We start from the raw sequence: 23,828 nt of genomic DNA on the forward strand, positions 1-23,828 counted from the left end.
TGAAGTTAATTATCAAGTTCTTTATAATTATTTTTAAATGAAGAAAGAATTTTGCGTAATTGGTATTGGAAGGTTTGGAAAACTTCTTGTTCAAAATCTCTCAGAACTTGGTGCAAAGGTTGTAGCTGTTGATAAGGAAGAGGAAAAAATTCTTTCTATTCAGGATTTTGCTTTTGAAACTTACATAATGGATACAACAAATGAAAAAGCACTTGCCACACTTGATATAAAAGATTTTGAAGCAATTATTGTTACAATTAATAATGAAATTGAAGCAAGCATTTTAACATGCCTCTTATTAAAGGAAATGGGAGTAAAAAGAATAATAGCAAGAGCAAGGGATGAACTGCATGCAAAAATTCTTGATAAATTAGGTGTTACAAAAATAATATTCCCTGAAAAGGAAATAGCTGAAAAACTTGCTAAGAACCTTTATTCACCGGGTTTATTTGAAATTATAGAAGTTTCCGACAGCTATGTTCTTGAAGAAAGAGCTTCACTTTCTGAATTTTCAGGGAAAAAACTCTCTGAGCTAGAATTTCGAACAAAATATGGTGTAAATATAGTGGCAATAAAAAGAAAAGTTCCAGAGGTTAATGAAAAGGGGAAAACTGTCTTAAAGGAGGAACTTATAATAGGTCCAGGAGGGGATGAGGAGATAAAGGAAGGTGATGTGCTTTTTGTTTTAGGTGAAAGAAAAAAGGTTGAAGATCTATTTTCAAAATGAAAGAAGATCTTTTTGATCAAGCAAAGCTTTTAATGCTCTCGCAAAATTATAAAGAAGCAAGAGAAATTCTTGAAAAACTATACAAAGAGAATCCATCTGATCCAGATATAATATACCATCTTGCACTTTTAATGGATATTCTCAACGAAAACGAAGAAGCTATAAACCTTTATAAAAAACTTTTAGAAATTATACCTGAGCATAAGGAAGCAAAGGAAAGACTTCAAAAATTGATGGAGGATTGAAATGGAATTAATTGATTTATTAAATGAATCAAAAGGTATAGCAGAAGTAATTAAAAACTTGAAAAATTTTCTTGAAGAAAAAATTAATTCTGAAATAAATCTTATTGAACCAGAAAAAATAAAAGGTTTTCTTGAAGTAAAGGAATTGAAAAAATTATTGTTTGATAAAGAGGAAGTTATAAAAAATGGAAATATTTATATTCCTCTTCATGACAATGAGAAAATATACACAATAATTTCTTTTTCTTTAAAAGAAGATGTAAAAATAGGGGAAATAAAGAAAATACTCTATACAACATCTATTTTTATAAAAAATTATAGACTTTTTGAAGATGCCAAAAATGAAATATTTAAACTGAACTTTCTCTTCAATTTCCATAGGTCCTTAGAAGCTCAAATAAGGGAGAATATTGAAAATTCTTTAAAAGAACTATCCTATCTTTTAAATTTAAATGGAATCTATTTTAAAACTAAAAATTTTAATATAAAAATTGGAACTTTAGAAAAATTAGATGAGGAGAAAATTCAAGAAATAATTCCCCCTTTTGAAACTCACGGAGAAAGTATTATTTATGAGGAAAAAAAGTTATTTTCCTTTTCAAAAAGTAAAACAATACTTTTTGTAGATAAAGAATTTTTAAATGAAGAGGAAAAGGAATTTTTAAATTCAATCGTTAATCTATCAGAGGAGTGGTATGAAGAAAAACTCTTATTTTCATCAGACTTTTTTGAAAAAATTATCTCTTTAAACTTTAATGAATCCTTAAAGTTTTTCAAAAGTTACCTTAGTGAAAGATTTAATGTTTATGAAACAAAAGTTTTTATAAAAGAGGAAGAAAAATATAAGTCCCTTGAGGATAGAACAGAATTTAAAGAAAAAAAAGATTTTAATATCTTTGAATTAAAAACCTCTCAAGCTGAATACCTTGTTTCTTTCAAAGGAGAAAAAAGTTATATAAATCCGGTATTTCTATCCCATATATTAGATATTTTAAATTTAAAGAAAAAAACTGAAAATTTAAATAAACTTAACAGGGTATTGATGCGAATAATAGATATAGTGCCTTATCATCAAAATATTGAAGATCTCTTATACAATGTAGGTTATATAATAAAAGATGAATTAGACATTTTATATGTTGGTTTTCTTTTAAGGGAAGAAGAGGATTATTTAAGAATGAAAGTTGGAATTGGTTATGAGGATTTTGAGGAGCTCTCAAAGAGGAGACTAAAAATAGGTGTTGAGGGACTTTCAGGACATGCTGTTCAGAGAAAGGAGATTATTTACGCACCTGATGTTTCAAAAGATATAAGGTATATTCCAGCATCACCCCTTGTTAAATCAGAGGTTGTTTTGCCCTTAATTGTTGATAAAGAAGCAATTGGAGTGATGGTAATTTCTTCACCTAAGATTGATGGTTTTTCAAAGGAAGATATTGAAATTTTTGAAAGAATATCAAAATTGATTTCGAGTTTTTTGGCTTATAGAAAGGCTATAGATGAATACAAAAAGGAATTATCTATTTTAAAAGGAGAAGAAGAATTTATAGATATAATTTTAAAAAATATTCCAGTTGGTATAATTTATGCAGATAGAGACCTTTATGTTAAGAGGGTGAATTTTGCTGCAATTTATACTTTAAAGTTAAAAGAGGAGGAAATAAAGGGAAGCATTCTTTGTAGGATATTTGAAGAACACGAACCAGGAGGTTCAAATTGTATTTTTAGAAGAAGTATTGAGGAGAGAATCCCCCTTATAAAGAAAAATGTAGAAATAAAAAGAGGTGAAGAAAAAATTCCTCTTTCCCTTTCTTCAACTTTCATTTATGAAAAAGAAAGAATAAAGGGTTTTATACTTATGATTGAAGATATAAAAGAAGTGGTTGCACTTGAAGAACAGTTAAGAAGAACTGAAAGACTCTCAGCAATTGGAAGGATTGCAGCTCACATGGCACATGAGATTAAAAATCCACTTGCAAGTATATCAGTTGGTATTGAGTATATATATTCCAGTTTACAGGATGATGATCCAAAGAAAAAACATCTTGGAGTTATATTAAAGGAAATTTCAAGGCTTGATAGATTGATTAAAAACCTATTATCCTTTGCAAGGAGACCCCCTCTTAAAAGGAAAAGGATAAATATAAAAGAAATGATTGAAGAAATCGTAATTTTTTACAGTCAGGAATTCAGAGAGAAAAAAGTTGATTTTTATCTCAGTTTACCCAAATACGAGCTTATAGCCTATATTGATGAAGACCAGATGAAGGAAGTATTGGAAAATTTAATAAGAAACGCATTAGAAGCAATGCCAGAAGGAGGAAAACTTACCTTACAGGCAGGTGAAAAAACAGGAGGTATAATATTTATAAGTATAGAAGATACAGGTGTGGGAATTGAACCCTCTGAACTTGCCCATATATTTGAACCCTTTTATACAACAAAAAAGGGAGGATCCGGTTTGGGGCTTGCAATAGTCCACAGAATTATTGAGGATCACGGAGCGAAAATATATGTAGAAAGCGAAAAAGGAAAAGGAACCAAATTCTTAATTGAATTACCTAAATAAAAACTTTAAAATATATATTGTATGAAAGAAGAAAAATGGAGAATACTTGTGGTAGATGATGAAGAGACACTGGCTAATTTTATTGTAAAAAACATTACACAGGATAATCTTGATTATGAGGTGAGAGTAGCCTATAATGGCTCTGATGCTCTAAAAATAATTGAGGGGTTTTTACCTCATCTTATATTACAGGATATAAGACTACCTGATACAACGGGAATTGAAATTTTAAAGGCAGCAAAGGCTCTTGATCCTGATATTCAGGTAATTATGATGACTGCTTATGCATCTCTTGAAAGTTCAATTGAAGCCTTAAAGGCTGGTGCTTATGATTATTTAATAAAACCCTTTAAAGTTGAAACCTTAAAAAATGTTATTAAAAATGCACTGGGAAAAAGAAAATTACAGGAAGAAAATAAAAGACTTCTTAATGAATTAACTAGGTTAAACAAGGAACTTTCAATTGCAAATGAAAAATTAAAAGCTCAAAAAGCAGAAGTTGATAAAAAACTGGAAGAAAAAATTAATAAGTTATCAATTCTGCACCACTTAAGTGAGAAACTTCAATCCGAACTTTACCTTGAAAAACTTATACCCCTTATAATTGAAGGAGCAATGGAAATAGCAGGTAAAAAAGACTGTGCCTTTCTTTTAAAAGAAAACTCTTACTTTTTTGTTAAAGAAGTTTATGGTTTTGATAATTTAATTAAAAGGGATGATAAACTTAACCTTGAAACAGAAAAGGAAAGTTTCATAATTAAATATAAGGAAGGGGATATAAGAGAAATAATGATGATTCCCCTTGAAACAAATGAAGGGGTTATTGGTGCTTTAATGATCGGTAACAGGATGGAAGAGAGTTTATCAGAGTTAAAAGAAGAACTATCAATTTATGCGAATCATGTTTCAGTCTCAATTCAAAATGCCTTTCTCTTTAAAAAACTTGAAAGAAGCTATATAGAATCCCTTATGGCTCTTGTTAAAGCAACAGAGGCAAAGGATCCTTCCTTAAGAGGTCATTCACAGAGAGTATCTGAGCTTGCTGTTAAATTTGCTAAAAATTTAAATTTAAACGAAGAAGATATTAAAAATATAAGATATGCAGCACTTCTTCATGATGTTGGTAAAATTGGAATAAGGGAATATTTACTTGATAAACCTGGCACTTTAACAAGAGAAGAAATGGAAATGATGAAGGAACACATTCAAATAGGCCTTGATATACTAAAGCCTATTGCCTTTTTAAAACCTGTACTTCCCTTTATAAAATATCACCATGAAAACTGGGACGGTTCTGGTTATCCTGATGGGTTAAAGGGTGATGAGATTCCATTAGGTGCACAGATTATTTCTTTATGTGATGTTTATGATGCAATCACTCATGAAAGAAGTTATGCAGATAAATTAGATAAAAAGGAGGCAATAAAACTTTTAAGAGAATTAAAGGGATACAAATTTAAACCTGAACTTGTTGAAAAATTTATAGAAATGATGGAGGAGATTTGATGAAAAAATTAAAAATTCTTGTGGTGGAGGATGAGGGTCCTTTATCTTTTTTTGTTTCCCAGACATTAAAAGAGGAGCACGATGTAATCCTCGCAAGAACAGGAGAAGAAGCCCTTGAGAAATTTGTTCCAGGGGAGTATGATCTTATTATAACTGACATAAAATTACCAGGAATTTCAGGCCTGGAACTTTTGGCAAAAATTCAGATGCAGGACCCTGATATAAAATCAATAGTTGTTACAGCTTATGATTCTTTTGAAACAAGAGAAAAAGTTAAAAATTTAAACGCAGATGCCTTTTTACCTAAACCATTTACAGTACAGACTCTGAGAGAAGCAATTAAAAAAATATTTAAAGAATAACTCAATTGAAAAAAAAAATTTTTTATATTATAATTTATAATTAAGGGCCCGTAGCTCAACAGGCAGAGCAGCGGACTCATAATCCGTTGGTTGTAGGTTCGAGTCCTACCGGGCCCATTTATTATTTTTTGTGAATTTCTCTTTTAAAGAAGGTGAATTAATTCTTTCAGAACCAAAAATAATGGGTATTTTGAATGTAACTCCTGATTCCTTTTATGATGGTGGAAAGTATTTTGATTTAGATAAAGCTCTCGAAAGGGGTAAAGAAATTTTTGAGCAAGGTGCAGATATAATTGATATAGGAGGTGAGTCTTCAAGACCTTTCTCGGAGCCTGTTTCTCTTGAAGAAGAATTAAAAAGAGTGATACCAGTTATTGAAAGATTAAGAAAAAAAATAGATATTCCAATTTCAATAGATACAAGAAAGTCAAAGGTGGCTGAAGAAGCTTTAAAAAGAGGAGCAAATATAGTTAATGATATTTCAGGATTAAGGGATGATCCAGAAATGATTAAAGTTATAAAAAAATTTGATGCAGGTATAATAATAATGCATATAAGGGGGACACCAAAAAATATGCAGGAAAACCCATTCTATGAGGATACAATAAAAGAAATTAAAGAGGAACTTAAAGAGAAAATAGACTTTGCCTTGAAAAATGGGATTAAAAGAGAAAAAATAGTTATAGATCCAGGTATAGGTTTCGGAAAAAGGGTAATTGATAACCTTTTAATTTTGAAAAATATAGATGAATTTAAAAAGTTTGGGGTTCCTATATTAGTGGGTCATTCAAGAAAGTCCTTTATAGGGAAAATACTTGAATTAGAAAAACCTGAGGATAGATTAATAGGTACTCTTGCAGTTACTGCCTATTTATTTTTAAAAAAAGTAAACATAATAAGAGTACATGATGTACTTGAAACTAAACAAGTTTTTAGAATTTTAGAATCTATACTAAATCCTAATGGGCATTAAAAGATAAAAGTAATTATTAGCGCCTATGCCCTTTATTAAACTTGCACTTTCACTTCCAGTAATACCTATTTCTACCACATCTTCATCTATATGTCTTAAAATATCAAGCAAATAATGAGAGTTAAAACCAATTTCAATTTTATCTCCTTCATAGAAACCTTTTAACTTTTCGTATCCTTCTCCTACCTCACCTGAGACTGCCCTTATAATTAATGATTCAGGCGTAAGGGAAAATTGTACAGGATGATTAGGAGGTGTAGTAAAAACTGATAGTCTCCTTAAACTTTCTATTAAATCTTCCCTTACGATTTTTAATCTGTAAGGAGTTTCTGAGGGGACAACTGCCCTGTAATCAGGAAATTTATCATCCACAAGATTTACTATTTCATATCCATTACTGAAATTAAATTGAACTTTGGTTTCAGAGAAAAATATTTTAATTGTTTCATTTTTGTAATCTTTAAGAAAATCAAAACTCTTTGGATCTAGTAAATATTCGCCTTCTATACCTTTATTTTCAATTTCTATCTCATAGACTCCGAGTTTATGTGAATCAGAGGAAACAAAAGAAAGTTTATTCTTCTTTAAGTCCAGTAAAATATTATTTAAAAATTGTCTTGAATCATTCTTTGCTACACAGAATGAAACTTTTTCTATACCTTCTAATATTAAATTTGATGGGACCTCAATCCCTTCCTTTAAATCTATCTCCTCAATTGAGGGAAACTCTTCAGGTGGCTGAATAAAAAAACTGTATTCACCTAAGGAAGTATGAATTAAAAGCTCCCTTTCATCTCTTTTTTCTATTAAAATTTTTTCATTTTTAAGTCTTGAAGCTATTTCCTTTAATTCTTTTCCTTTTATACAAATTGCTCCTTCCTCCTCAACATCTGCCTTTCCCTTAACTTTTAAAGAAAAGTTTAAATTTGTGGAAAAAAGATTAACTTCGTTTCCCTTTGTTTCTAACTTTATGTTTTCAAGAATTGGCAATGCTGCCTTTGAAGGAATAGCATGATATACACTTTCAATCATTTTCAGAAAGTCTTCCTTTAAAATTTTAAATTTCATAATTAGTTTTATATTTTAAGGGTTTGAACCTCCTTAAATATATATTTATAATTATATTATTAAGATTGTGGAAATTTAAAATCATTAAGTGTATCTAAAAAAAATTCAATGTGGAAAAATATTGGAAAAATTAATAAAATACTTTTCCACATTTTTTCTACACTCTTTTCAACATTTTTTCAATTTCCATAATATCTTCTTTTAACTTTTCATTTTTCTGAATCTGGGATTCAATTTTGTTTATTGCATGTAAAACAGTTGTATGGTCTTTATCAAAGTATTTTGCAATTTCCACTACAGTCATATTGAAAACATTTTTCATTATAAACATGCTTACCTGCCTCGCTTGAACCAGCTCTTTTTTTTGTTTCTTTCCAGTTATTTCAGTTTTTGGAATATTGTAATATTCAGAAACCACTCTTACTACATCATCAGGCTCATTTATAGCGGCTGAAGAGAATATATCACTTAGATATTTTTGAGCCATTGGGAGAGTTATTTTTATTCTTTTAAGAGATTGTATTGCGTATAATTTTGCTATACAACTTTCAAGAAGCCTTACATTCTTCTTTACATTTCTTGCTATTAATTCTAAAACATCCTCAGAAATTTCAAGCCCCTTCTCTTCAGCCTTAAGTTTTAAAATAGCGAGCCTTGTTTCATATTCAGGAGGTTTTATATCAGTTACAAGACCCCAGGAGAATCTGTCCACAAGTCTTTCTGCTATATTATCCATTTCCCAGGGTGCTCTGTCTGCAGTGAATACTACCTGTTTTTTTTCATTATAAAAAGAGTTAAATATATGGAATAAAGCTTCCTGGGAAAATTCAGCTCCGGAGAGAAAATGAATGTCATCAATCAAAAGGACATCAAAGCTTCTTACTTTGCTTCTAAATTCATTCATTTTTCTTTTTTGAATTGCATCAACAATTTTAGATATGAGCTCCTCAGTTGTTATTAATAAAATCTTAAAGTTCTTTTTTCTTTTTAAAATATCATTACCTATAGCGTGCAGAAGATGTGTTTTTCCAAGACCAACCCCACCATAAATAAATAAAGGGTTGTACTCCTTACCAGGTGCATGAGCTACAGCCCTGGCAGTAGTATAAGCCATTTCACTATTTTTCCCTGGAACAAAATTTTCAAAAGTATAAACTGGATTTAATCCATAATGAATTCCCTCCTTTTTGATTTCTTCATCTTTGAATTTTATATTCTTGATTTCCTCAGCTTTTCCATCCCCTTTAATTTCAAAAACTAACTCAATCATTGGATAATCAAGATCTGAAAGTATTCTTTTTAACTTAGCCCCAAAAGCCTTTTCTATTATGTCCTTGGTATACTCATCAGGACAGAAAATTTTGAGCTTATGATCTTCCTCAATATCTCCACCATTTACCTTTTCAAATAACCTGAATTCCTGTTCAGAAAGCTCCTTTTTCAATTTTTCAACTATTTTTTCCCACAGGGTTTTACCTTTCATTTATTTACTCCCTTTTATTTGAGGAATTGAACCCCTTTAAATTTATTTTTAAATTTTTCCACAAAGATTTCCACATTATATTTTATAAAAATCTAACTCTCTTACAATCAGATAATTAAAATATTCAAAAAATTTCCACATGTATACTTTTGTTATTTTTTTAAAATCTTGTTGTTTTACAATTTTTTTTATTATTTTTTTCTTTAGAAAAAAAATTTTTTTATATCCACATTTCATAGATAATTATTAATGTTTTTTAGTTTAATTTGTCAATCAGATATAAAGAAGATTGAATTTTATATCTGAGATCTTTGCTTTTATTTCATTATCTTTAAGTTTAAAAACCTCTCCATCCAATTGAATGAATATTTCTTCTTTTAATTTTAGATTTATATCTTCTCTTTTAAAATAAATACACTCTGGTAAAGAAAGGTGTGTTCCCTTAATTGCATGGGGCAATTTTTTAAAAACATTTATCTTATCCATATCTTTAATAATACATATAGAAAGTTTATTATCAAAGGGAGAAGCATCTGGAAATAAATAGAAACCACCACCCAAATATTTCCCTATACCTAAACCCAGTATCAAATATTTTCCCTTTAAAACTTTCTCCCTATCTTCTATTTCCATCTCATAGGAAATTTTTCCCCTTAACTCTATAAAAAGTGAAAGAAGATACCTCAATAAACCCCTTAGAGACCTTATTTTAAGAGCTCTTTTTGCAATTTTAGCGTCAAAACCAATCCCTGCTGCGTTCACAAAAAAATATCTTTTATTTTTAGTTATTACTTCACCCGTATAGGTACTTTTAATAATTCCTCTTTTAAAAACTTCATAAAAAAAGGAAATATCCTTTTTATTTCGAAAAATTGTTTTTATAAAATCATTACCTGAACCAGAAGGAAAAAGAGAAAAAGGAATATTAAAATTTTTTGGTATATTATTTATAATGTGAAAAAGTGTTCCATCACCCCCTAAAACAATTATTTTGCTTACCTTTTTCTCCCATAACCTTAATAAATTTTCCCTAATACTTTTACCTTTTTCCAGAATTTCAATAAAATAACTATATCTATCACCTTTTAATTTTTCTTTTAACCATCTTAAAATTTTATTAGATTTTCCTGAACCTGAATAAGGGTTAAGAATTATTCCGACTCTAATCTTTTTTCTCTTCCTTTATATCCTTTTCAAAAAGTTCTTTTTTTAACTCTTTTTCAATTTCCTCAAATAGTTTTTTATCTTCTTCAAGAATTTTTCTTACATTATCTTTTCCCTGACCAAGTTGTCTCCCCTTATAAGCATACCAGGCCCCTGATTTCTGAATAATTCCTTTTTCCACAGCAAGATCAATTAATTCACTTTCTTTTGATATTCCCTTTCCATATAAAATATCAAAAGTAGCCTCTTTAAAAGGTGGTGCGAGTTTATTTTTAACAACCTTTACCTTCACCCTATTTCCTATTACTTCCTCATCTGATTTGATTGTTTCAACTTTCTTTATTTCAAGCCTTAAAGAAGCATGGAACTTTAAAGCAAGACCCCCTGGAGTTGTTTCAGGATTTCCATATAAAACTCCTATTCTATGTCTTATCTGGTTTATAAATATCGCACAGGTTTTTGATTTATTTAATACTCCTGCAAGTTTTCTCATAGCCTGGGACATAAGCCTTGCCTGAAGTCCCACATGAGCTTCTCCCATTTCACCTGTTATTTCTGCTTTTGGAACAAGGGCAGCAACTGAATCAACAACTATTAAGTCCACAGCTCCTGAACGAACAAGAGTTTCTGCAATTTCAAGAGCCTGCTCCCCTGTATCTGGTTGAGAGATCCATAATTCAGAAAGATTAACACCAAGTTTTTCAGCATAAACAGGGTCAAGAGCATGTTCAGCATCTATAAAGGCTGCAATCCCACCCTCTTTTTGAACCTCAGCAATTGCATGTAATGCAAGGGTTGTTTTTCCCGATGCCTCAGGTCCAAAAATTTCAATTATTCTTCCCCTTGGATAACCACCTATTCCAAGTGCAAGGTCAAGGGATATTGAACCCGTAGAAATTACAGGTACTTTTATTAATTCTTTCTCTCCTAATCTCATTATTGCTCCCTTACCATGAATTTTTTCTATTTGCTTTATAGCTATCTCGAGTGCTTTTTTTCTATCATCCTTCATAATTATTCCTCAAATTTTTTAAATAAAAGGGAACAGTTATGCCCCCCGAAACCAAAAGAATTTGAGAGAGCATACCTTATATCTACTTCTCTTGAACCCTCTTTAACATAATCAAGATCACATTCAGGATCAGGAACTTCAAGGTTAATTGTAGGGTGGACCTTTTTGTGATAAATTGAAAGGGCAGTAACAGCTGCTTCAAGGGCACCTGCTCCGCCTAATAAATGTCCTAACATACTCTTTGTTGAATTTATAGGCACCTTATATGCTCTTTCTCCCATGAGTTTCTTGATCGCAAGGGTCTCAGCTACATCACCTCTTGGTGTTGCTGTTCCATGAGCATTTATATAATCTATTTCTTCCGGATTTACTTTTCCATCCTCACAGGCCATCTTCATGGCTCTATAAGCTCCCTCTCCATCAGTACAAGGGGCTGTGATATGGAATGCATCTGCTGTTGCTCCATAGCCTATTAGTTCTGCATAAATTCTTGCTCCCCTTTTTATAGCACTTTCCTTTTCCTCAAGTATTAGAACAGCACATCCTTCACCCATAACAAAACCATCTCTTAATTTATCAAAAGGTCTTGAAGCTTTTTCTGGCTCATCGTTTCTTGTTGATAGTGCCTTCATATTTCCGAATCCAGCTACAGCTATTGGGGTTATAGGAGCTTCTGCACCTCCTACTACCATTGCTTTGGCATAACCCTTTTCTATTATTAACTTTGCCTCACCGAGAGCATGAGCACTTGAAGCACAAGCGGAAACAACACAAAAATTAGGACCTTTAAAACCATATTTTATTGAAATTACACCAGAAGCCATATCAGGTATCATCATGGGAACAAGAAAAGGAGAGACCCATTTTGCCCCTTTTTGCACCATTTTCTTGATTTCCTCCTCAAGGGTAATAATTCCACCAATCCCTGAAGAAATTATAACACCAACTTCTTCACCTTTATAAGGAAATCCCTTATCCCATCCAGCATCTTTAAGTGCCTCCTCTACAACATAAAGAGAATAAATTACAAAAAGATCCTGTCTTTTTATTTCCTTTGGAGAAAGTCTATCTGTTGGATCAAAATTTTTTATTTCAGCTGCAATTTTTGATGAGAAATCAGAAACATCAAATTTTTCAATAAATTTTACTCCACTTTTCCCTTTAAGTAAATTATTGAAATTTTCCTCTTTTGTTTTACCAAGGGATGTGAGAATACCTATCCCTGTTACAACAGCCCTTTTCATGTTTTTAATTTATTTTCAATATACTCAACTGCATCCTTAACTGTTCTTATCTTTTCTGCATCTTCATCCGGTATCTCAATACCAAATTTTTCTTCTATTTTCATTACAAGTTCCACAACATCAAGAGAATCTGCTCCCAGATCCTCCTGAAATCTTGCTTCCAATGTTACCTGCTCTGGTGTTACATTCAGTTCTTCCACAATTATATCCCTTAAAGTGTTAAAAACATCCATTAAATAACCTCCTTTTAACCAAAGGAATTGAACCTGTTGAAAAAAAATTATAATTTTATTAAAATATAAAAAGCAAATTAAACTTTGCCGGGGTGACGGAACCGGTAGACGTAGGGGACTTAAAATCCCCTGGGGGAAACCCCGTGCGGGTTCGAGTCCCGCCCCCGGCATAAATTTTTTATGAGCTCAAGAAAAATTTTTACACTTAGAAATATTATTGCTGTAATACTTGCAGGAGCACTCGGTGATATAATGGGAGTTATCTTAAAATATTTTTTACCACAGTCTCCTGCAAGAGAAGCAATACTTTATAATGCCAAGGTTGGAATAGAAGAAATAAAATTAAATCTAATGATAATTAACTTAAAATTTGGATTTGTATTCACAATTAACCTATTAACCTTTGTCCTAATTTTCCTTATGATTTACTTACTCCAGAAAATTTGAGAGATACCTCTTTTATTTTACTCGGAGCAGGAAAAGGAAAAAGATTTGGAAAACCCAAAATCTCTTTAAAACTCAATAATAAACCACTTTACCTTTTTCTTATAAATAAACTTTCTAATTTAAAATTCATAGGTGAAATTATCCTTGTGTGTCCCAAACAGTTTGTAAAAGATATAAAGAAAGAAATTGAGAAAGAAAATTATAAATTAAAAATTAAAGTGGTAGAAGGTGGTAAAACAAGGTGTTTAAGTATGGAAAAGGGTGTTAAAAATGCCTCTTATAATTATGTTTTTATACATGACCTTGCCCGTCCCTTTTTTTCTTTAAAACTTTTAAGTAAAATGAGAGAAAAACTTTCTGAAAAAGAAATAATTGTTCCCTTTTATAATCCATCTGATACTGTTTTTTATGAAAATGAGAAAATTGAAAGAGAGAAGATTAAATTAATTCACACCCCACAGGCAACAAAAAAAGATTTAATTTTAAAAGCTCTTCAAAAAACTAAAAGAAGGGATTTCCCTGATGAAAGCACTCTTTTGAAAGAAGTTTTAAATATAAGTCCCTTTTTTATAAAAGATTCTTTTTTTAACTTTAAAATTACCTTTGATGAAGATCTGATAAATATGCAAGAATTCCTTAATTTATTTTCCTTTAAAATAGGTTTCGGGTTTGATTCCCATAAATTGGTAAAAGGTAAAGGTTCCCTCTATATAGGTGGTCTAAGTGTTAAAAGGGGAATTTTTGCTCTTGGACACTCTGATGGTGATGCTCTTATTCATTCCCTATGTGATGCTTTACTTGGTGTTTTGGGAAAAGGAGATATAGGCGATTTTTTTCCTGATAAAGATGAAAGATGGAAGGGTAAAAGTTCAAAAATCTTCTTAAAAAAAATAATGAATCTTTTTAAAAATGAGGGTTACGATATTATTAATGTAGATATAACTATACTTCTTGATGAGCCCAAATTGGGTGAAAAAAAGAAAAAGATAAGGGAAAACCTTGCAAAAATTATGAAGATTGAACCCGGAAGGATAAATATAAAAGCAAAAACAACAGAAGGTCTTTTTAAAAATTTTATTTTTTCCTACACAGTCCTTACAGCAAAATCCACTATTTAAAAATTTAAGGTTAAAATTCCCTCCTTGGTTGAATAAAAGATTTTTTCACCTACTTTAATATAAAAATTAATTCCGGTCTTGGCAATTTTTTCTAATATTTCTCTTAATTCCTTAAATTCTTTCTCATCAAGTATAAGATCAGGTTCAGGGATAAAGTTCTTTAAATCACCTGATAATATTTTTATGTTCTTGATTAAAGGTTCAATATTTTCTTCTTTTATTCTAAATCCGCAGGCAAAGGGATGCCCCCCAAATTCTTCAAATAAAAAGGAGATTTCCCTTAATAACTTCAAAACAGAAAGAGGCGGTTTTGATCTCGCTTCACCTATCCATTCATTATTTTTTCTTGTTATGCATATTGAAGGAAAATTATTTTCCTTTAAAAATCTTCCTGCTATCCATCCTGCATATCTTGGATTTATTTTTTTTGATATAATAAAGTTTATGTTATTTTCAGTATAAATTGAATTTTTTGAAATAAAAAGAGATTCTTCAAAATTTCTTTGCTCTTCAATATAAGTTGAAATTATTTCTCTCATTATTTTCTTTTTTCCTAAAACCTCAGTTTCTCTTAAAAAATCTAAAATTAAGTGAGTACCATTCCTTGCAGGAATAAGGGGGATAATCTTTGATATTTCCTTGAACTGGGGAGGTTTCATATTTACCTCATTAAAAATTTTATAAATTTCAGTTTCTGGGAAAATGGTTTCACTTTTATTTAAAACATACTGGTTTACTGAGCAAATAGGAACTTTATCTGACAAAACAGAGAGTCCTGATAGATAAACAAAATCAAAAAATTTCTTTTCTTTCCATAAATTTTCTTCAAATTTTTTAAAAAGCAAAATAAAAACCAAAACACCATTAGATAAAAAGGGAAACCCTTTTCCCTTAAAAGGATGTATTAAATTTTCCTCTTCAAAATTACCTTCAAAATGATGGTCAATAACAAAAACATCAAAGCCAAGTTCTCTTAAGTGTTTAATCTCCATTATGTTTGAAAGACCGCAATCAACCGTTATTAAAAAATCAAAATTTTCACTTTTTAACCTTTCAATAACACTGTCAGATATTCCGTATGATTCATTTTCCCTTGAGGGTAGGTAAGGATTAAAGTTGAGTTCCATTTCTTTAAGTAAAATTTCTATCCCTAAAAGAGATGCTATACCATCCACATCCTCATGCCCTATAACAAGTAATTTTTCACCAATTTCACTTTTTTCTTTTAAAATTTCAAAGAATCTTTCTATATTTTCATATTCATAGAAACTCGGCTCAAGGTCAGGTGATAATAATTTTGGATTTTCTATTAACCTTTTTATTAGATCATTTCCTTCCATTTTTTTAATATTTTAAGACTTGTTTTTTCCCAAGTAAAGTTTTTTGCGATTTCGTAACCTTTAAGAACTTTGTTTTTAATATTCTCCTCACTTTCTTGAATAAAATTAATTATACCCTCTTTTATAGAGTTTTTATCAAATCCCTTTAAATAAAAAATACTATCTTGAGCAAACTCTTTAAAAACCGGAAGAGGTGTTGCTATTACAGGTTTTTTTGAAATCATTGCTTCAAGAACAGGAAGACCAAAACCTTCACAGAAGCTCGGGTAAATGAGGCTAGTACAATTTTTATATAGAAAAAATATTTCTTCCTGAGTTAAATTTCTTTTTAACCAGATTACATTACCACCTATTTCTCTTTCAATTTCTTCAAAACCAAATCCCCTTTCACCTGCTAATAAAAGGTAAAATTCTTTTAAACTCAATTCTTTAAAAGCTTTAATAAGATTAATAAGATTTTTTCTCTTTTGAACCGTTCCTACAAATAAAAAGAATTTTTCAGGAACATCAAAGGTTTTTTTTATATTTTCAGGAATTTTAACTCCAGGATAAACAATTTCTATTTTATTTTCAAATCCGTAAAATTTTTTTATATTTTCTTTTGTAAATTCTGATGGAACAAAAATAACATCTGATTTTAAAAGAGCTCTTTTTACTTTTTTCCTTGCGAGTTTTATTGAATTAGAAGGAAATAAAGAAGGCTCTGTTTCAAAACATATATCATGAATTATTGTGCTTATAATCTTAAATTTTTTTAAAAAAGGTATTCTCCCATCCGGCCCTAAATAAACATCTCCTTTAGAGAAAATTAATCTTATAAAAGGTTTTTTTATTTCAATTACCTCTTCTCCCATTTTTTTAAATTCCTTTATAAGATTCAAAGTAAAAACCTGAATTCCAGAAAAGGTGTATCTTAAAGGAGTTATATCAATAAAAATTTTCATTTTTAATAAGGAAATTTTTTAAGTTTTTTTCTAATTTTTATTAAGAATTCAATCCAAAAATTTTGAATTAATTTTTTAAATTTTAAAATTTTAAGAAAATCTTTAAGAACAAAGTATTTTCTGAAAGGTTTTTTAGTCTTTAAATAGTAAAAATCAAAATAACTGATCTTTCCTTTATCTTTTTCTTCCTTAATTTTACCCAAAAAATCTATTACCCTTTTAAGATAACTATGCTCCTTCAAAACTTTTTCCTTTCCCCTTTTTCTCTTTTCTTCCCATTCTTCTTTATTTTCTAAATAAAATTCTATTTTTCTAAAAATATCTTTTTTGTTTTTGTAAATAACTATTTCCTCTTCATTAAAAATTTCTTCAAGGTGTTTTATATAGGGAGAAAATAAAAGACAGCCACAGGCAGGAACTTCAAAGGTTCTCATATTTATATCCTTTCTAACAGGTAAATTAAAACCTATTTTTCCCTTACTCTGCATTTTTGCCATTTCTTCAAGATATATCTTTTCCATTACCTTTAACTTTATTCCTTTAAAATTTTTTTCGATTTCTTTTAAAAATTTTTCCCTTTCTTTATTTAGGTGACCTATAAAAACAATATCATACTCTTTTTCATTAAACCATTCTTTATGTATTTCAGGATCACAGGCAAGGGGTAAAAAAAGGGGAGTTAATCCATATTTCTTAAACCATGGGATAAGGGATTTTTGTGCCACAAAAACATAATCAAAGAGTTTAGCAAAATTTTTATGCCAGATAAAATTTAAGTGGTTATCAATGAGCCAGCATGCCTTTTTAACCTTTGCCTCATTTATATCCTCAATCCAGAAACCATTTCCAGGATCTGTTTCAACATAAATAAATAAATCAGGTTCAAATATTTCTTTGAATATTTTTTTTAAAAATATTTTTCTTGAATTTATAAAATAATCTGTTCCCTCGTCATATGACACAAAGATTGTATCAGGGTTTATTCTTTTGAGATACTTATAAAAATAACTAACAGTAGCATAGGGTTTATACCCTGAATAAAGAATTATTTTCATCTTCACTTAAGGAAATTCCAATAAAATAAAAAAGTGGTAAAAAAATTTCCTCAGCAAAAATGTTTATTTCAAAAAAGCCATGAATAAGAAAGGCTAAAAGATTTGTAAAGGTTAAAAAAGATAGAATTGTTTTTTTTGAATATAAAGTTTTTAAAAGATAAAAATAAATGAAATATAAAATTAAAAAACCTATAATTCCAAAATAAAAAATTATTTGAAGAAAACTGTTATGAAAGTGGTTCATTTCTCTTAAAATTTTAACGCTATCTTCTTTATATTTTTTTTTATCAATAGTTTTAATCCATTTTTCTGTGTAGACTCTTCCATATCCGAAAATTGGTTTTTTAAAAAAGAATTCAGGAAAAGCCTTTATTAAAAGAGTTCTTTTTTTTATACTTTCCTTTCTTAATCCAATTTTTCTTATATTAAGAGGATTTTTTATTAAAAATAGAATCAGAAATAAAGTAAAAATTAAAAAAATTGGTAAAATTAGTTTTTTCTTTAATTTAAAAATTAAAATTATTGAGGAAATAAAAAGAGAAAAAAGGGCTCCCCTTGAATCTGTTAATATCAAAGCTGTTATAAGCAAAAAAAAGGAAAATAGATAAAAAACTTTTCCTTTTTTCCTTGAAGTTAAGAGAAACCCCATTGAAAATATAATGGGAATAATTAAAAAGCCTGAATAGGTTAAATGATGAAGAAAAAAACCGTGAGCCCTAATTTCATCACCTTTTCCCTTTAGAATTTGAAAGAAGGAATAGAAAGCACTTAAAAGGGAAAATAAAATAAAAATTTTTAAAATTCTTTCCCTTTTTTTATATCCCTGAAAAATAAATATAGTGGAAGGAATTGCAAGGTAAAATAAAAATTCCCGGATTTTTTTCAAGCTGTATAGGGGATTATAGGAAAAAATAGAAGAAAATATATAGGAAATAAAAAAAAGAAAAAGAAGAATATAAAAGATCCTGTATTTTTTTGAGAAGTTTAAAAATTCCTTAAATTTTAAAACTGGAGATATTATAAGAAGAATAAACAAAACTGATGAAACTGAAACAGACAAGGGAAAGAAAATGGGAGGTACAAGGGAAAAAAATTCTGCAAGGATTTTCATTTTGAAATTATAAAAATTTAGAATAATAAAATGCATTTTAAATTAATTTATTTGGTTCTTTCCTACCTTTCAGGTTCTGTTCCATACGGATTTATATTTGTTAAAATTTTCAAGGGTGAGGATATTAGAAAATTCGGAAGCGGTAATATAGGTGCTACAAATGTTCTCAGGTTTGATAAAAAGCTCGGTATTTTAACACTATTTTTTGATTTAAGTAAAGCCTTTTTCCCAACCTTTTTTGCCTTAAAACTTTTTTCCTTTGATTTTGCAAGTTTAGTTGCCTTTTTAACTGTTTTGGGTCATATAACCTCTCCTTTTTTTTTATTTAAAGGTGGAAAGGGTGTTGCAACTTTATTTGGAGCCTTTTTAGCTTTAATTCCCTTTCCTATATTAATAGGTGCTATAGTTTTTGTTGCAGTTATTCTTCTATTCAGAATGGTTTCCCTTGGCTCCCTTTCTGCCTCTCTTACTATTTTAATTGTAAGTATATTTGTTGAAAGCTACCCTCTTTACTTTGATATTTTACTTTTTATAACAGTATTTTTTATTTTCTTTACTCACAGGTCAAATATTAAAAGAATAATTGAGGGTAAGGAGAGAAAAATTAGTTTTAGGTGAATCCTTATAAGAATTTTATTATTGGAATTGAAGATTTTGAGGAAGGATTTGAAATTGTTAAAAACATAAAACCCTTTGCTATTTTTTTAAAAAGCTGTTTTAGAAATAAGGATTTAAAAGAAATTAAGGAATTTTTAAGGGATGTAAAAAATTTTGCTCAATACGATTTAAAAATTGCCACAGACCAAGAAGGTGGATATGCTTCATGGATTCTTGATGGTTTTCCTTCACCTAAGGAATGGAGCAAAATGCCTTTTATAGAGTATGAAAAAGATGTTAGAGAAATGGCAAGGAAAATGAAAGATCTGGGTATTGATATAAATTTTGCTCCATGTGTTGATATTTGTTTTGATAGTGAAAATGAAGTTATATGTAAAAAGGGAAGAAGTTTTGGAAATGATCCTAAAATTGTGTCAGAGTATTCTCTTAAATTTTTTAGAATAATGAAAGAAGAAGGAGTTTCTTGCTGTGCTAAACATTTTATAAATCAGGCAAGAGCAAAGGAAGATCCTCACAGAGAGCTTCCTGTTTCATATTGTTTTCTTTTGGAACTTGAAAGAGATTTTTTACCCTATGAGGTTCTAATAAAAAATGGTATTGAGTATATAATGGCTGGATTTATTAAATATGAAAAAATATCAGAAGATCCTGTTTTATTTTCTGAATTTTTTTTAAAGGAAATTTTAAGAAAAAAACTTTTATTTAAAGGTAAAATAATAACTGATGATTTATTAATGGGAGGTATAAAAAAATATTATTCTTTAAGGGAAAGTATTGAATTTTCTTTAAAAGCAGGTTGTAACCTTATTTTAATTTCTAAATTTTCAGAAATCTTTTGAAAATTCTATAAGTTTAATCATAAAATTTTTCAATATGAGAAAATTTCTTTTCATTTTTCCAAGTATTCTATTTTCCCTTTCCTTATCACCAGGAGATTTTCCTTTTGCAAAGATTCTTTCAAGAGGTGAGTTTAAATTTGACATAAGGTTTCAAAAAAAAGGAGGCCTACTATTTTCCCTTGATGCTAGTATTCTTGATAAATTTTCTTTTGGTTTGAGGTATGGAGGACTTGGTATTGTAGGGGATCAAAAAGTAGAGTTTTATCCATTCCCAGGTATTAATGTATCTTATCTTCTTATTGAAGAATCTATCTATTTACCTTCTGTTTTACTCGGTATTGAAACACAGGGTTTTGATGAATATTTTGAGTTAACAGAAAGATACTTTGTTAAATCAAAGGGTATTTTCCTTGCTATTAGCAAGGATTTAAATATTTTAAGAGGATTTATTTTAAATGGAGGAATAAATAGAACCTTTGAAACAAAGGATGAAAAAAACGGAATGGATGTTTTTTCTTCCCTTATTTTAAATTTTTCCCCTGAATTTTCAATATTTTCAGAATATTCCTTTGGTTTTAATGATCCCATTCACAAAAAGGGAATTTTTAATGCTGGGGTTCTTTTTAATCTTCAGGATCAATTTTTCTTTTCTTTTTCTTTCAGAGATCTTTTATCAGATAATCATATAAGAACCTTTTCTGTTGGTTATAAGGGATACCTTTGAAAAAGCTTAAAGTCGGGGTAATTGGTGTTGGTTATCTCGGCTCAATTCATGCTAAACTATTAAAGGAAATTGAAGAAGCAGAACTTATCGGAGTTTATGATATAAGGGAGGAAAGGACAAAAGAGGTTGCAAGAGAGCTTTCAGTTTATCCTGCTAAAACTCCCTATGATCTTATGGAAAAAGTTGAGGCTATAACCTGTGCTGTTCCAACACTTAATCATTATGAAGTTGGTTTAATGGTTTTAAAGAATAATAAGCACTTATTTATGGAAAAACCTTTAACAACTAAAATGAGTGAAGCAAAAAGACTTATAAAGGAAGCGGGAAGTAGAAATTTAATTTTGCAAGTTGGATTTGTTGAAAGGTTAAATCCTGGTATTTTAAGTGTAAAAAATATAATAAAAAATCCAATGTTTATTGAGGCAGAGAGACTATCTACCTTTGTGGGAAGGGGAACAGATGTGGATGTAATCCTTGATCTTATGATTCACGATATAGATCTTCTCTTTATTTTTAAAGAATCACAAATTAAGAAAATAGATGCAGTTGGTGTGCCTGTTATAACTGATAAGATTGATATTGCAAATGTAAGGATAGAATTTGAGGATGGCTCTGTTTGTAATTTAACAGCTTCAAGGATTTCAAGGGAGCCTTTCAGAAAAATCAGGTTTTTCCAGAAGGATACATATATTTCCGTTGATTTAAAGGAAAAGGATGCACAGGTATATATAAAGAGAAATTCTCATATCTTGCCTTATCCTGTTGATGTTATAAATATCAATCCACTTAAAGAAGAATTAAAAAGTTTCGTAAGAGCTTGCTTATATAATGAAAAAGTTCTGGTTGATGGTAAAGAGGCTTTAAAAAGTTTAAAGGTTGCGCTCAGAATAAAGAAGATAATTGAAAATAACTTAAAAAGGATAAAATTTTGAAAAAGATTGGTAAATTTCTTTACAAAAATAGGGATAAAACAGGAATACCCTTTTTTATAATAATTTTATTTTTTATAAATCCTAATGTAAAAAATTTTTTTCTTTCACTTCCTCTTTTAATTTTAGGAGAGCTTTTGAGAATTTACAGTTTAATGTATGCGGGTGAATCGACAAGGGCAAAAGATCTTAAAGCTAACTTTCTTGTGACAGGTGGTCCTTATGCTTTTTTAAGAAACCCAATATATCTTGGAAATTTTTTCATATCCCTTTCTATTATGATTTTTTATAACCCTCCCTTATATTTCTTTTTGCTTTTTATCTTTCTTTTTTTCCTTCAGTATTTTCTTATAGTTCTTGAGGAAGAAAATTTTCTTGAAAAGGAATTTGGAGAGGAATATAAAAGTTATAAAAAAAATACTTACAGATTTTTTCCAAAATTAAAACCTTATTCAAAAAGAACAAAAAAGTTATATAATTTTCTTGAAGTTTTTAAATTTGAAAAATCAACCATTTTTTTAATTCTTTTTCTTATTCTTTTAGGGTTTTTAATTATTTATTTAAAATGAAAATACTTTTTGTAGCAGGTGAAATCTCAGGTGATAAGAATGCTTCTTATCTAATTGAAAAGATTTTAGAAAAAAGAAAAGATATTGAGATTTTTGCCTATGGCGGTAAAGAAATGGAGAAAAAGGGTGCTCTTCTTATAAAAGATATAACGGAAAAAGCAGTTGTTGGATTTACAGAGGCAATAAGTATAGTGAGCTTTTTTAAAAATTTACTAAAAGAAATTATATACTTTGTCAGAAAGAATGATATAAAAAAAATAGTTCTTGTTGATTTTCCTGGTTTCAATTTGGTTCTTGCAAAATATTTAAAGAAAATAGAAAGGGAAGTTTTTTACTACATTCCTCCTCAGGTCTGGGCGTGGGGATCATGGAGAATTAAGGATTTAAGAAGATATACTGACAGAGTTTTATCTACCTTTCCTTTTGAAGCAGACTTTTTAAGAAAAAAAGGGGTTCCCGCTTTTTTTGTAGGCACTCCTATTGCCGAAAGAATTAAGTGGAATTTAAATAAAGAAAAATGGATTATTTTCCTTCCGGGCTCAAGGAAAAAAGAAATAGAAAGACATATTATTGATATGATAAAAATAAGGGATTATATAGAAGAAGATTTTAAAGACTATAAGTTTTTAATATCCATTATTTATCCTGAAAAAGATATTTTAGAGAGGATAAAAAATAAGTTTGAAGTTATAGATAAGGATCCAACCCCTTATATAGAAAAATCTAAATTTGCTATAACAGTTAGTGGAACAGCTTCTCTTGAATGTGCCCTTGCGGGAACTCCCATGGTTGTGATTTATAAGGTATCAGAACTTACATATTACCTTGCCAGAATTTTAACAAAAGTTCCTTATGTGTCTCTTGTAAACATAATAAGTGGAAAGAAAATAATACCTGAATATATTCAACATATAAAACTTAAAGATATAAGAGATTTTTTAGTTTCACTTTCTAAAGATGAAAAAAAATTAGAAAGAATTTTGTGTGAACTTGAAACGATAAGAAAAATGCTCTCTAACAATGAAAAATTTAATCCAGTTTATTTGATACTAAATAACATAAATGAAAAATAGTATTTATAATGGTTTTAAAAACTAATTTTTGAAAATGTGCTTTTTCAACATTAAGACTTGACAAAAGTTTTCTTTTATGTTATAATTAAATATGAACCCGGGGGACGGAAAATCTTTAAAATTAAATAAAAAAAAGGAGGTGAAATATGAATAAAGCTGAACTTATTGACCATGTTGCCAGTAAGGCAAAAATAGCAAAAAAAGCCGCAGCAGCGGCTGTTGATGCTTTTATTGATGCAGTAAAACAAACCCTTAAAAAGGGAGAAGAGCTAAGACTTGTTGGATTTGGAACTTTTGGAGTTAAAAAGAGAAAACAGAGAAAAGGAAGAAATCCAAGAACAGGGGCAGAAATAACAATTCCTGCCCAGAAGGTTCCTTTCTTCAGACCTTCTTCAGAACTTAAAAACCTTGTAAAGAAGTAATATAATTAGAAAACCGTCCCCCGGTTCTAAAATTTTTTACTTTATTTTATTTT

The 23,828-nt window shown here is 29.4% G+C and carries 25 protein-coding genes and 2 tRNA genes; 17 read left to right on the plus strand and 10 right to left on the minus strand.

The features are described 5' to 3' along the window. Positions 1-37 precede the first annotated feature (37 nt). The 7 genes from ABIN17_02560 (at position 38) to folP (ending at position 6,382) form a co-directional block, all read left to right on the plus strand. Positions 38-727, plus strand: coding sequence for a TrkA family potassium uptake protein (locus ABIN17_02560; GenBank protein ID MEO0283938.1), 690 nt, complete (start codon positions 38-40; stop codon positions 725-727). Beyond that, positions 724-972, plus strand: coding sequence for a tetratricopeptide repeat protein (locus ABIN17_02565; protein MEO0283939.1), 249 nt, complete (start codon positions 724-726; stop codon positions 970-972). Before ABIN17_02560 ends, ABIN17_02565 begins: the two co-directional genes overlap by 4 nt. A gap of 1 nt (position 973) precedes the next feature. After that, positions 974-3,541: an ATP-binding protein gene (locus ABIN17_02570; protein ID MEO0283940.1), complete on the plus strand. Its 2,568-nt coding sequence runs from the start codon at positions 974-976 to the stop codon at positions 3,539-3,541. A gap of 21 nt (positions 3,542-3,562) precedes the next feature. Then, complete coding sequence (locus ABIN17_02575; GenBank protein MEO0283941.1) at positions 3,563-5,047, plus strand: HD domain-containing phosphohydrolase; 1,485 nt, start codon at positions 3,563-3,565, stop codon at positions 5,045-5,047. Beyond that, positions 5,047-5,409 carry a response regulator gene (locus tag ABIN17_02580; GenBank protein MEO0283942.1) on the plus strand — a complete coding sequence of 121 codons (363 nt, stop codon included), beginning with the start codon at positions 5,047-5,049 and terminating at the stop codon, positions 5,407-5,409. The genes ABIN17_02575 and ABIN17_02580 overlap by 1 nt, the downstream gene beginning before the upstream one ends. 44 nt (positions 5,410-5,453) lie before the next feature. Next, a tRNA-Ile gene (locus tag ABIN17_02585) sits at positions 5,454-5,526 on the plus strand. Positions 5,527-5,539: 13 nt separating this feature from the next. Beyond that, positions 5,540-6,382 (plus strand): dihydropteroate synthase, encoded by an 843-nt coding sequence (folP, locus tag ABIN17_02590; GenBank protein MEO0283943.1) that lies wholly within the window; start codon positions 5,540-5,542, stop codon positions 6,380-6,382. Here the strand turns inward: folP and dnaN are convergent. The 6 genes from dnaN to acpP all read right to left on the minus strand — a co-directional run bounded on the left by dnaN (position 6,362) and on the right by acpP (position 12,586). Then, positions 6,362-7,450: a DNA polymerase III subunit beta gene (dnaN, locus tag ABIN17_02595; GenBank protein ID MEO0283944.1), complete on the minus strand. Its 1,089-nt coding sequence runs from the start codon at positions 7,448-7,450 to the stop codon at positions 6,362-6,364. The genes folP and dnaN overlap by 21 nt on opposite strands. Before the next feature lie 157 nt (positions 7,451-7,607). Then, positions 7,608-8,933 (minus strand): chromosomal replication initiator protein DnaA, encoded by a 1,326-nt coding sequence (dnaA, locus tag ABIN17_02600; GenBank protein ID MEO0283945.1) that lies wholly within the window; start codon positions 8,931-8,933, stop codon positions 7,608-7,610. A gap of 273 nt (positions 8,934-9,206) precedes the next feature. Beyond that, positions 9,207-10,100: a YegS/Rv2252/BmrU family lipid kinase gene (locus ABIN17_02605; GenBank protein MEO0283946.1), complete on the minus strand. Its 894-nt coding sequence runs from the start codon at positions 10,098-10,100 to the stop codon at positions 9,207-9,209. Beyond that, entirely contained in the window at positions 10,096-11,109 is a 1,014-nt protein-coding gene (recA, locus tag ABIN17_02610; GenBank protein MEO0283947.1) for a recombinase RecA, read from the minus strand. Before recA ends, ABIN17_02605 begins: the two co-directional genes overlap by 5 nt. 2 nt (positions 11,110-11,111) lie before the next feature. Further along, complete coding sequence (fabF, locus tag ABIN17_02615; GenBank protein MEO0283948.1) at positions 11,112-12,353, minus strand: beta-ketoacyl-ACP synthase II; 1,242 nt, start codon at positions 12,351-12,353, stop codon at positions 11,112-11,114. Next, positions 12,350-12,586 (minus strand): acyl carrier protein, encoded by a 237-nt coding sequence (gene acpP / locus ABIN17_02620; GenBank protein MEO0283949.1) that lies wholly within the window; start codon positions 12,584-12,586, stop codon positions 12,350-12,352. The genes fabF and acpP overlap by 4 nt, the downstream gene beginning before the upstream one ends. An 86-nt stretch (positions 12,587-12,672) precedes the next feature. On the opposite strand from acpP, the gene ABIN17_02625 reads away from it, so the two are divergent. From ABIN17_02625 to ispF, 3 genes are all read left to right on the plus strand, one after another. After that, positions 12,673-12,756, plus strand: a tRNA-Leu gene (locus ABIN17_02625). A gap of 10 nt (positions 12,757-12,766) precedes the next feature. Then, positions 12,767-13,033: a hypothetical protein gene (locus tag ABIN17_02630; GenBank protein MEO0283950.1), complete on the plus strand. Its 267-nt coding sequence runs from the start codon at positions 12,767-12,769 to the stop codon at positions 13,031-13,033. Then, the gene (gene ispF / locus ABIN17_02635; GenBank protein ID MEO0283951.1) at positions 13,030-14,151 is read left to right on the plus strand and encodes a 2-C-methyl-D-erythritol 2,4-cyclodiphosphate synthase; all 1,122 of its coding nucleotides are present in this window, start codon (positions 13,030-13,032) and stop codon (positions 14,149-14,151) included. The genes ABIN17_02630 and ispF overlap by 4 nt, the downstream gene beginning before the upstream one ends. Here ispF and ABIN17_02640 read toward each other — a convergent pair. Genes ABIN17_02640 through ABIN17_02655 form a run of 4 tightly spaced genes read right to left on the minus strand, consistent with a single transcriptional unit; the run spans position 14,148 to position 18,601 of the window. After that, entirely contained in the window at positions 14,148-15,491 is a 1,344-nt protein-coding gene (locus ABIN17_02640) for a DHH family phosphoesterase (GenBank protein ID MEO0283952.1), read from the minus strand. The genes ispF and ABIN17_02640 overlap by 4 nt on opposite strands. Continuing rightward, complete coding sequence (locus ABIN17_02645) at positions 15,473-16,435, minus strand: glycosyltransferase family 1 protein (GenBank protein MEO0283953.1); 963 nt, start codon at positions 16,433-16,435, stop codon at positions 15,473-15,475. The genes ABIN17_02640 and ABIN17_02645 overlap by 19 nt, the downstream gene beginning before the upstream one ends. A 2-nt stretch (positions 16,436-16,437) precedes the next feature. Continuing rightward, the gene (locus ABIN17_02650) at positions 16,438-17,490 is read right to left on the minus strand and encodes a glycosyltransferase (protein ID MEO0283954.1); all 1,053 of its coding nucleotides are present in this window, start codon (positions 17,488-17,490) and stop codon (positions 16,438-16,440) included. After that, positions 17,462-18,601 carry an O-antigen polymerase gene (locus ABIN17_02655; GenBank protein ID MEO0283955.1) on the minus strand — a complete coding sequence of 380 codons (1,140 nt, stop codon included), beginning with the start codon at positions 18,599-18,601 and terminating at the stop codon, positions 17,462-17,464. The genes ABIN17_02650 and ABIN17_02655 overlap by 29 nt, the downstream gene beginning before the upstream one ends. Before the next feature lie 30 nt (positions 18,602-18,631). Here ABIN17_02655 and plsY point away from each other — a divergent pair, with 30 nt between their 5' ends. The 7 genes from plsY to ABIN17_02690 all read left to right on the plus strand — a co-directional run bounded on the left by plsY (position 18,632) and on the right by ABIN17_02690 (position 23,775). Next, positions 18,632-19,219, plus strand: a complete 588-nt coding sequence (plsY, locus tag ABIN17_02660) for a glycerol-3-phosphate 1-O-acyltransferase PlsY (GenBank protein MEO0283956.1) — start codon at positions 18,632-18,634, stop codon at positions 19,217-19,219. Beyond that, positions 19,216-20,058: a glycoside hydrolase family 3 N-terminal domain-containing protein gene (locus tag ABIN17_02665; GenBank protein ID MEO0283957.1), complete on the plus strand. Its 843-nt coding sequence runs from the start codon at positions 19,216-19,218 to the stop codon at positions 20,056-20,058. Before plsY ends, ABIN17_02665 begins: the two co-directional genes overlap by 4 nt. Before the next feature lie 34 nt (positions 20,059-20,092). Next, positions 20,093-20,782, plus strand: a complete 690-nt coding sequence (locus ABIN17_02670) for a hypothetical protein (protein MEO0283958.1) — start codon at positions 20,093-20,095, stop codon at positions 20,780-20,782. Continuing rightward, complete coding sequence (locus ABIN17_02675; protein MEO0283959.1) at positions 20,779-21,714, plus strand: Gfo/Idh/MocA family oxidoreductase; 936 nt, start codon at positions 20,779-20,781, stop codon at positions 21,712-21,714. Before ABIN17_02670 ends, ABIN17_02675 begins: the two co-directional genes overlap by 4 nt. Continuing rightward, the gene (locus ABIN17_02680) at positions 21,711-22,280 is read left to right on the plus strand and encodes a methyltransferase (protein MEO0283960.1); all 570 of its coding nucleotides are present in this window, start codon (positions 21,711-21,713) and stop codon (positions 22,278-22,280) included. Before ABIN17_02675 ends, ABIN17_02680 begins: the two co-directional genes overlap by 4 nt. Continuing rightward, on the plus strand, positions 22,277-23,353 hold the full coding sequence (gene lpxB, locus ABIN17_02685) for a lipid-A-disaccharide synthase (protein ID MEO0283961.1): 1,077 nt from the start codon (positions 22,277-22,279) through the stop codon (positions 23,351-23,353). The genes ABIN17_02680 and lpxB overlap by 4 nt, the downstream gene beginning before the upstream one ends. Before the next feature lie 146 nt (positions 23,354-23,499). Then, positions 23,500-23,775 (plus strand): HU family DNA-binding protein, encoded by a 276-nt coding sequence (locus ABIN17_02690; protein MEO0283962.1) that lies wholly within the window; start codon positions 23,500-23,502, stop codon positions 23,773-23,775. Positions 23,776-23,828 lie beyond the last annotated feature (53 nt).

The sequence above is a fragment of the candidate division WOR-3 bacterium genome, from assembly GCA_039803925.1.
Lineage (GTDB): Bacteria > Hydrothermota > Hydrothermia > Hydrothermales > JAJRUZ01 > JBCNVI01.

Excerpts from the sequence above, each read along its gene's own strand:
- ABIN17_02560 (MEO0283938.1), top strand. The coding sequence starts at position 38 with ATGAAGAAAGAATTTTGCGTAATTGGTATTGGAAGGTTTGGAAAACTT.
- ABIN17_02565 (MEO0283939.1), top strand. The coding sequence starts at position 724 with ATGAAAGAAGATCTTTTTGATCAAGCAAAGCTTTTAATGCTCTCGCAA.
- ABIN17_02570 (MEO0283940.1), top strand. The coding sequence starts at position 974 with ATGGAATTAATTGATTTATTAAATGAATCAAAAGGTATAGCAGAAGTA.
- ABIN17_02575 (MEO0283941.1), top strand. The coding sequence starts at position 3,563 with ATGAAAGAAGAAAAATGGAGAATACTTGTGGTAGATGATGAAGAGACA.
- ABIN17_02580 (MEO0283942.1), top strand. The coding sequence starts at position 5,047 with ATGAAAAAATTAAAAATTCTTGTGGTGGAGGATGAGGGTCCTTTATCT.
- dnaN (MEO0283944.1), bottom strand. The coding sequence starts at position 7,450 with ATGAAATTTAAAATTTTAAAGGAAGACTTTCTGAAAATGATTGAAAGT.
- dnaA (MEO0283945.1), bottom strand. The coding sequence starts at position 8,933 with ATGAAAGGTAAAACCCTGTGGGAAAAAATAGTTGAAAAATTGAAAAAG.
- recA (MEO0283947.1), bottom strand. The coding sequence starts at position 11,109 with ATGAAGGATGATAGAAAAAAAGCACTCGAGATAGCTATAAAGCAAATA.
- fabF (MEO0283948.1), bottom strand. The coding sequence starts at position 12,353 with ATGAAAAGGGCTGTTGTAACAGGGATAGGTATTCTCACATCCCTTGGT.
- acpP (MEO0283949.1), bottom strand. The coding sequence starts at position 12,586 with ATGGATGTTTTTAACACTTTAAGGGATATAATTGTGGAAGAACTGAAT.
- ABIN17_02630 (MEO0283950.1), top strand. The coding sequence starts at position 12,767 with ATGAGCTCAAGAAAAATTTTTACACTTAGAAATATTATTGCTGTAATA.
- ABIN17_02640 (MEO0283952.1), bottom strand. The coding sequence starts at position 15,491 with ATGGAAGGAAATGATCTAATAAAAAGGTTAATAGAAAATCCAAAATTA.
- ABIN17_02645 (MEO0283953.1), bottom strand. The coding sequence starts at position 16,435 with ATGAAAATTTTTATTGATATAACTCCTTTAAGATACACCTTTTCTGGA.
- ABIN17_02650 (MEO0283954.1), bottom strand. The coding sequence starts at position 17,490 with ATGAAAATAATTCTTTATTCAGGGTATAAACCCTATGCTACTGTTAGT.
- ABIN17_02655 (MEO0283955.1), bottom strand. The coding sequence starts at position 18,601 with ATGAAAATCCTTGCAGAATTTTTTTCCCTTGTACCTCCCATTTTCTTT.
- plsY (MEO0283956.1), top strand. The coding sequence starts at position 18,632 with ATGCATTTTAAATTAATTTATTTGGTTCTTTCCTACCTTTCAGGTTCT.
- ABIN17_02670 (MEO0283958.1), top strand. The coding sequence starts at position 20,093 with ATGAGAAAATTTCTTTTCATTTTTCCAAGTATTCTATTTTCCCTTTCC.
- lpxB (MEO0283961.1), top strand. The coding sequence starts at position 22,277 with ATGAAAATACTTTTTGTAGCAGGTGAAATCTCAGGTGATAAGAATGCT.
- ABIN17_02690 (MEO0283962.1), top strand. The coding sequence starts at position 23,500 with ATGAATAAAGCTGAACTTATTGACCATGTTGCCAGTAAGGCAAAAATA.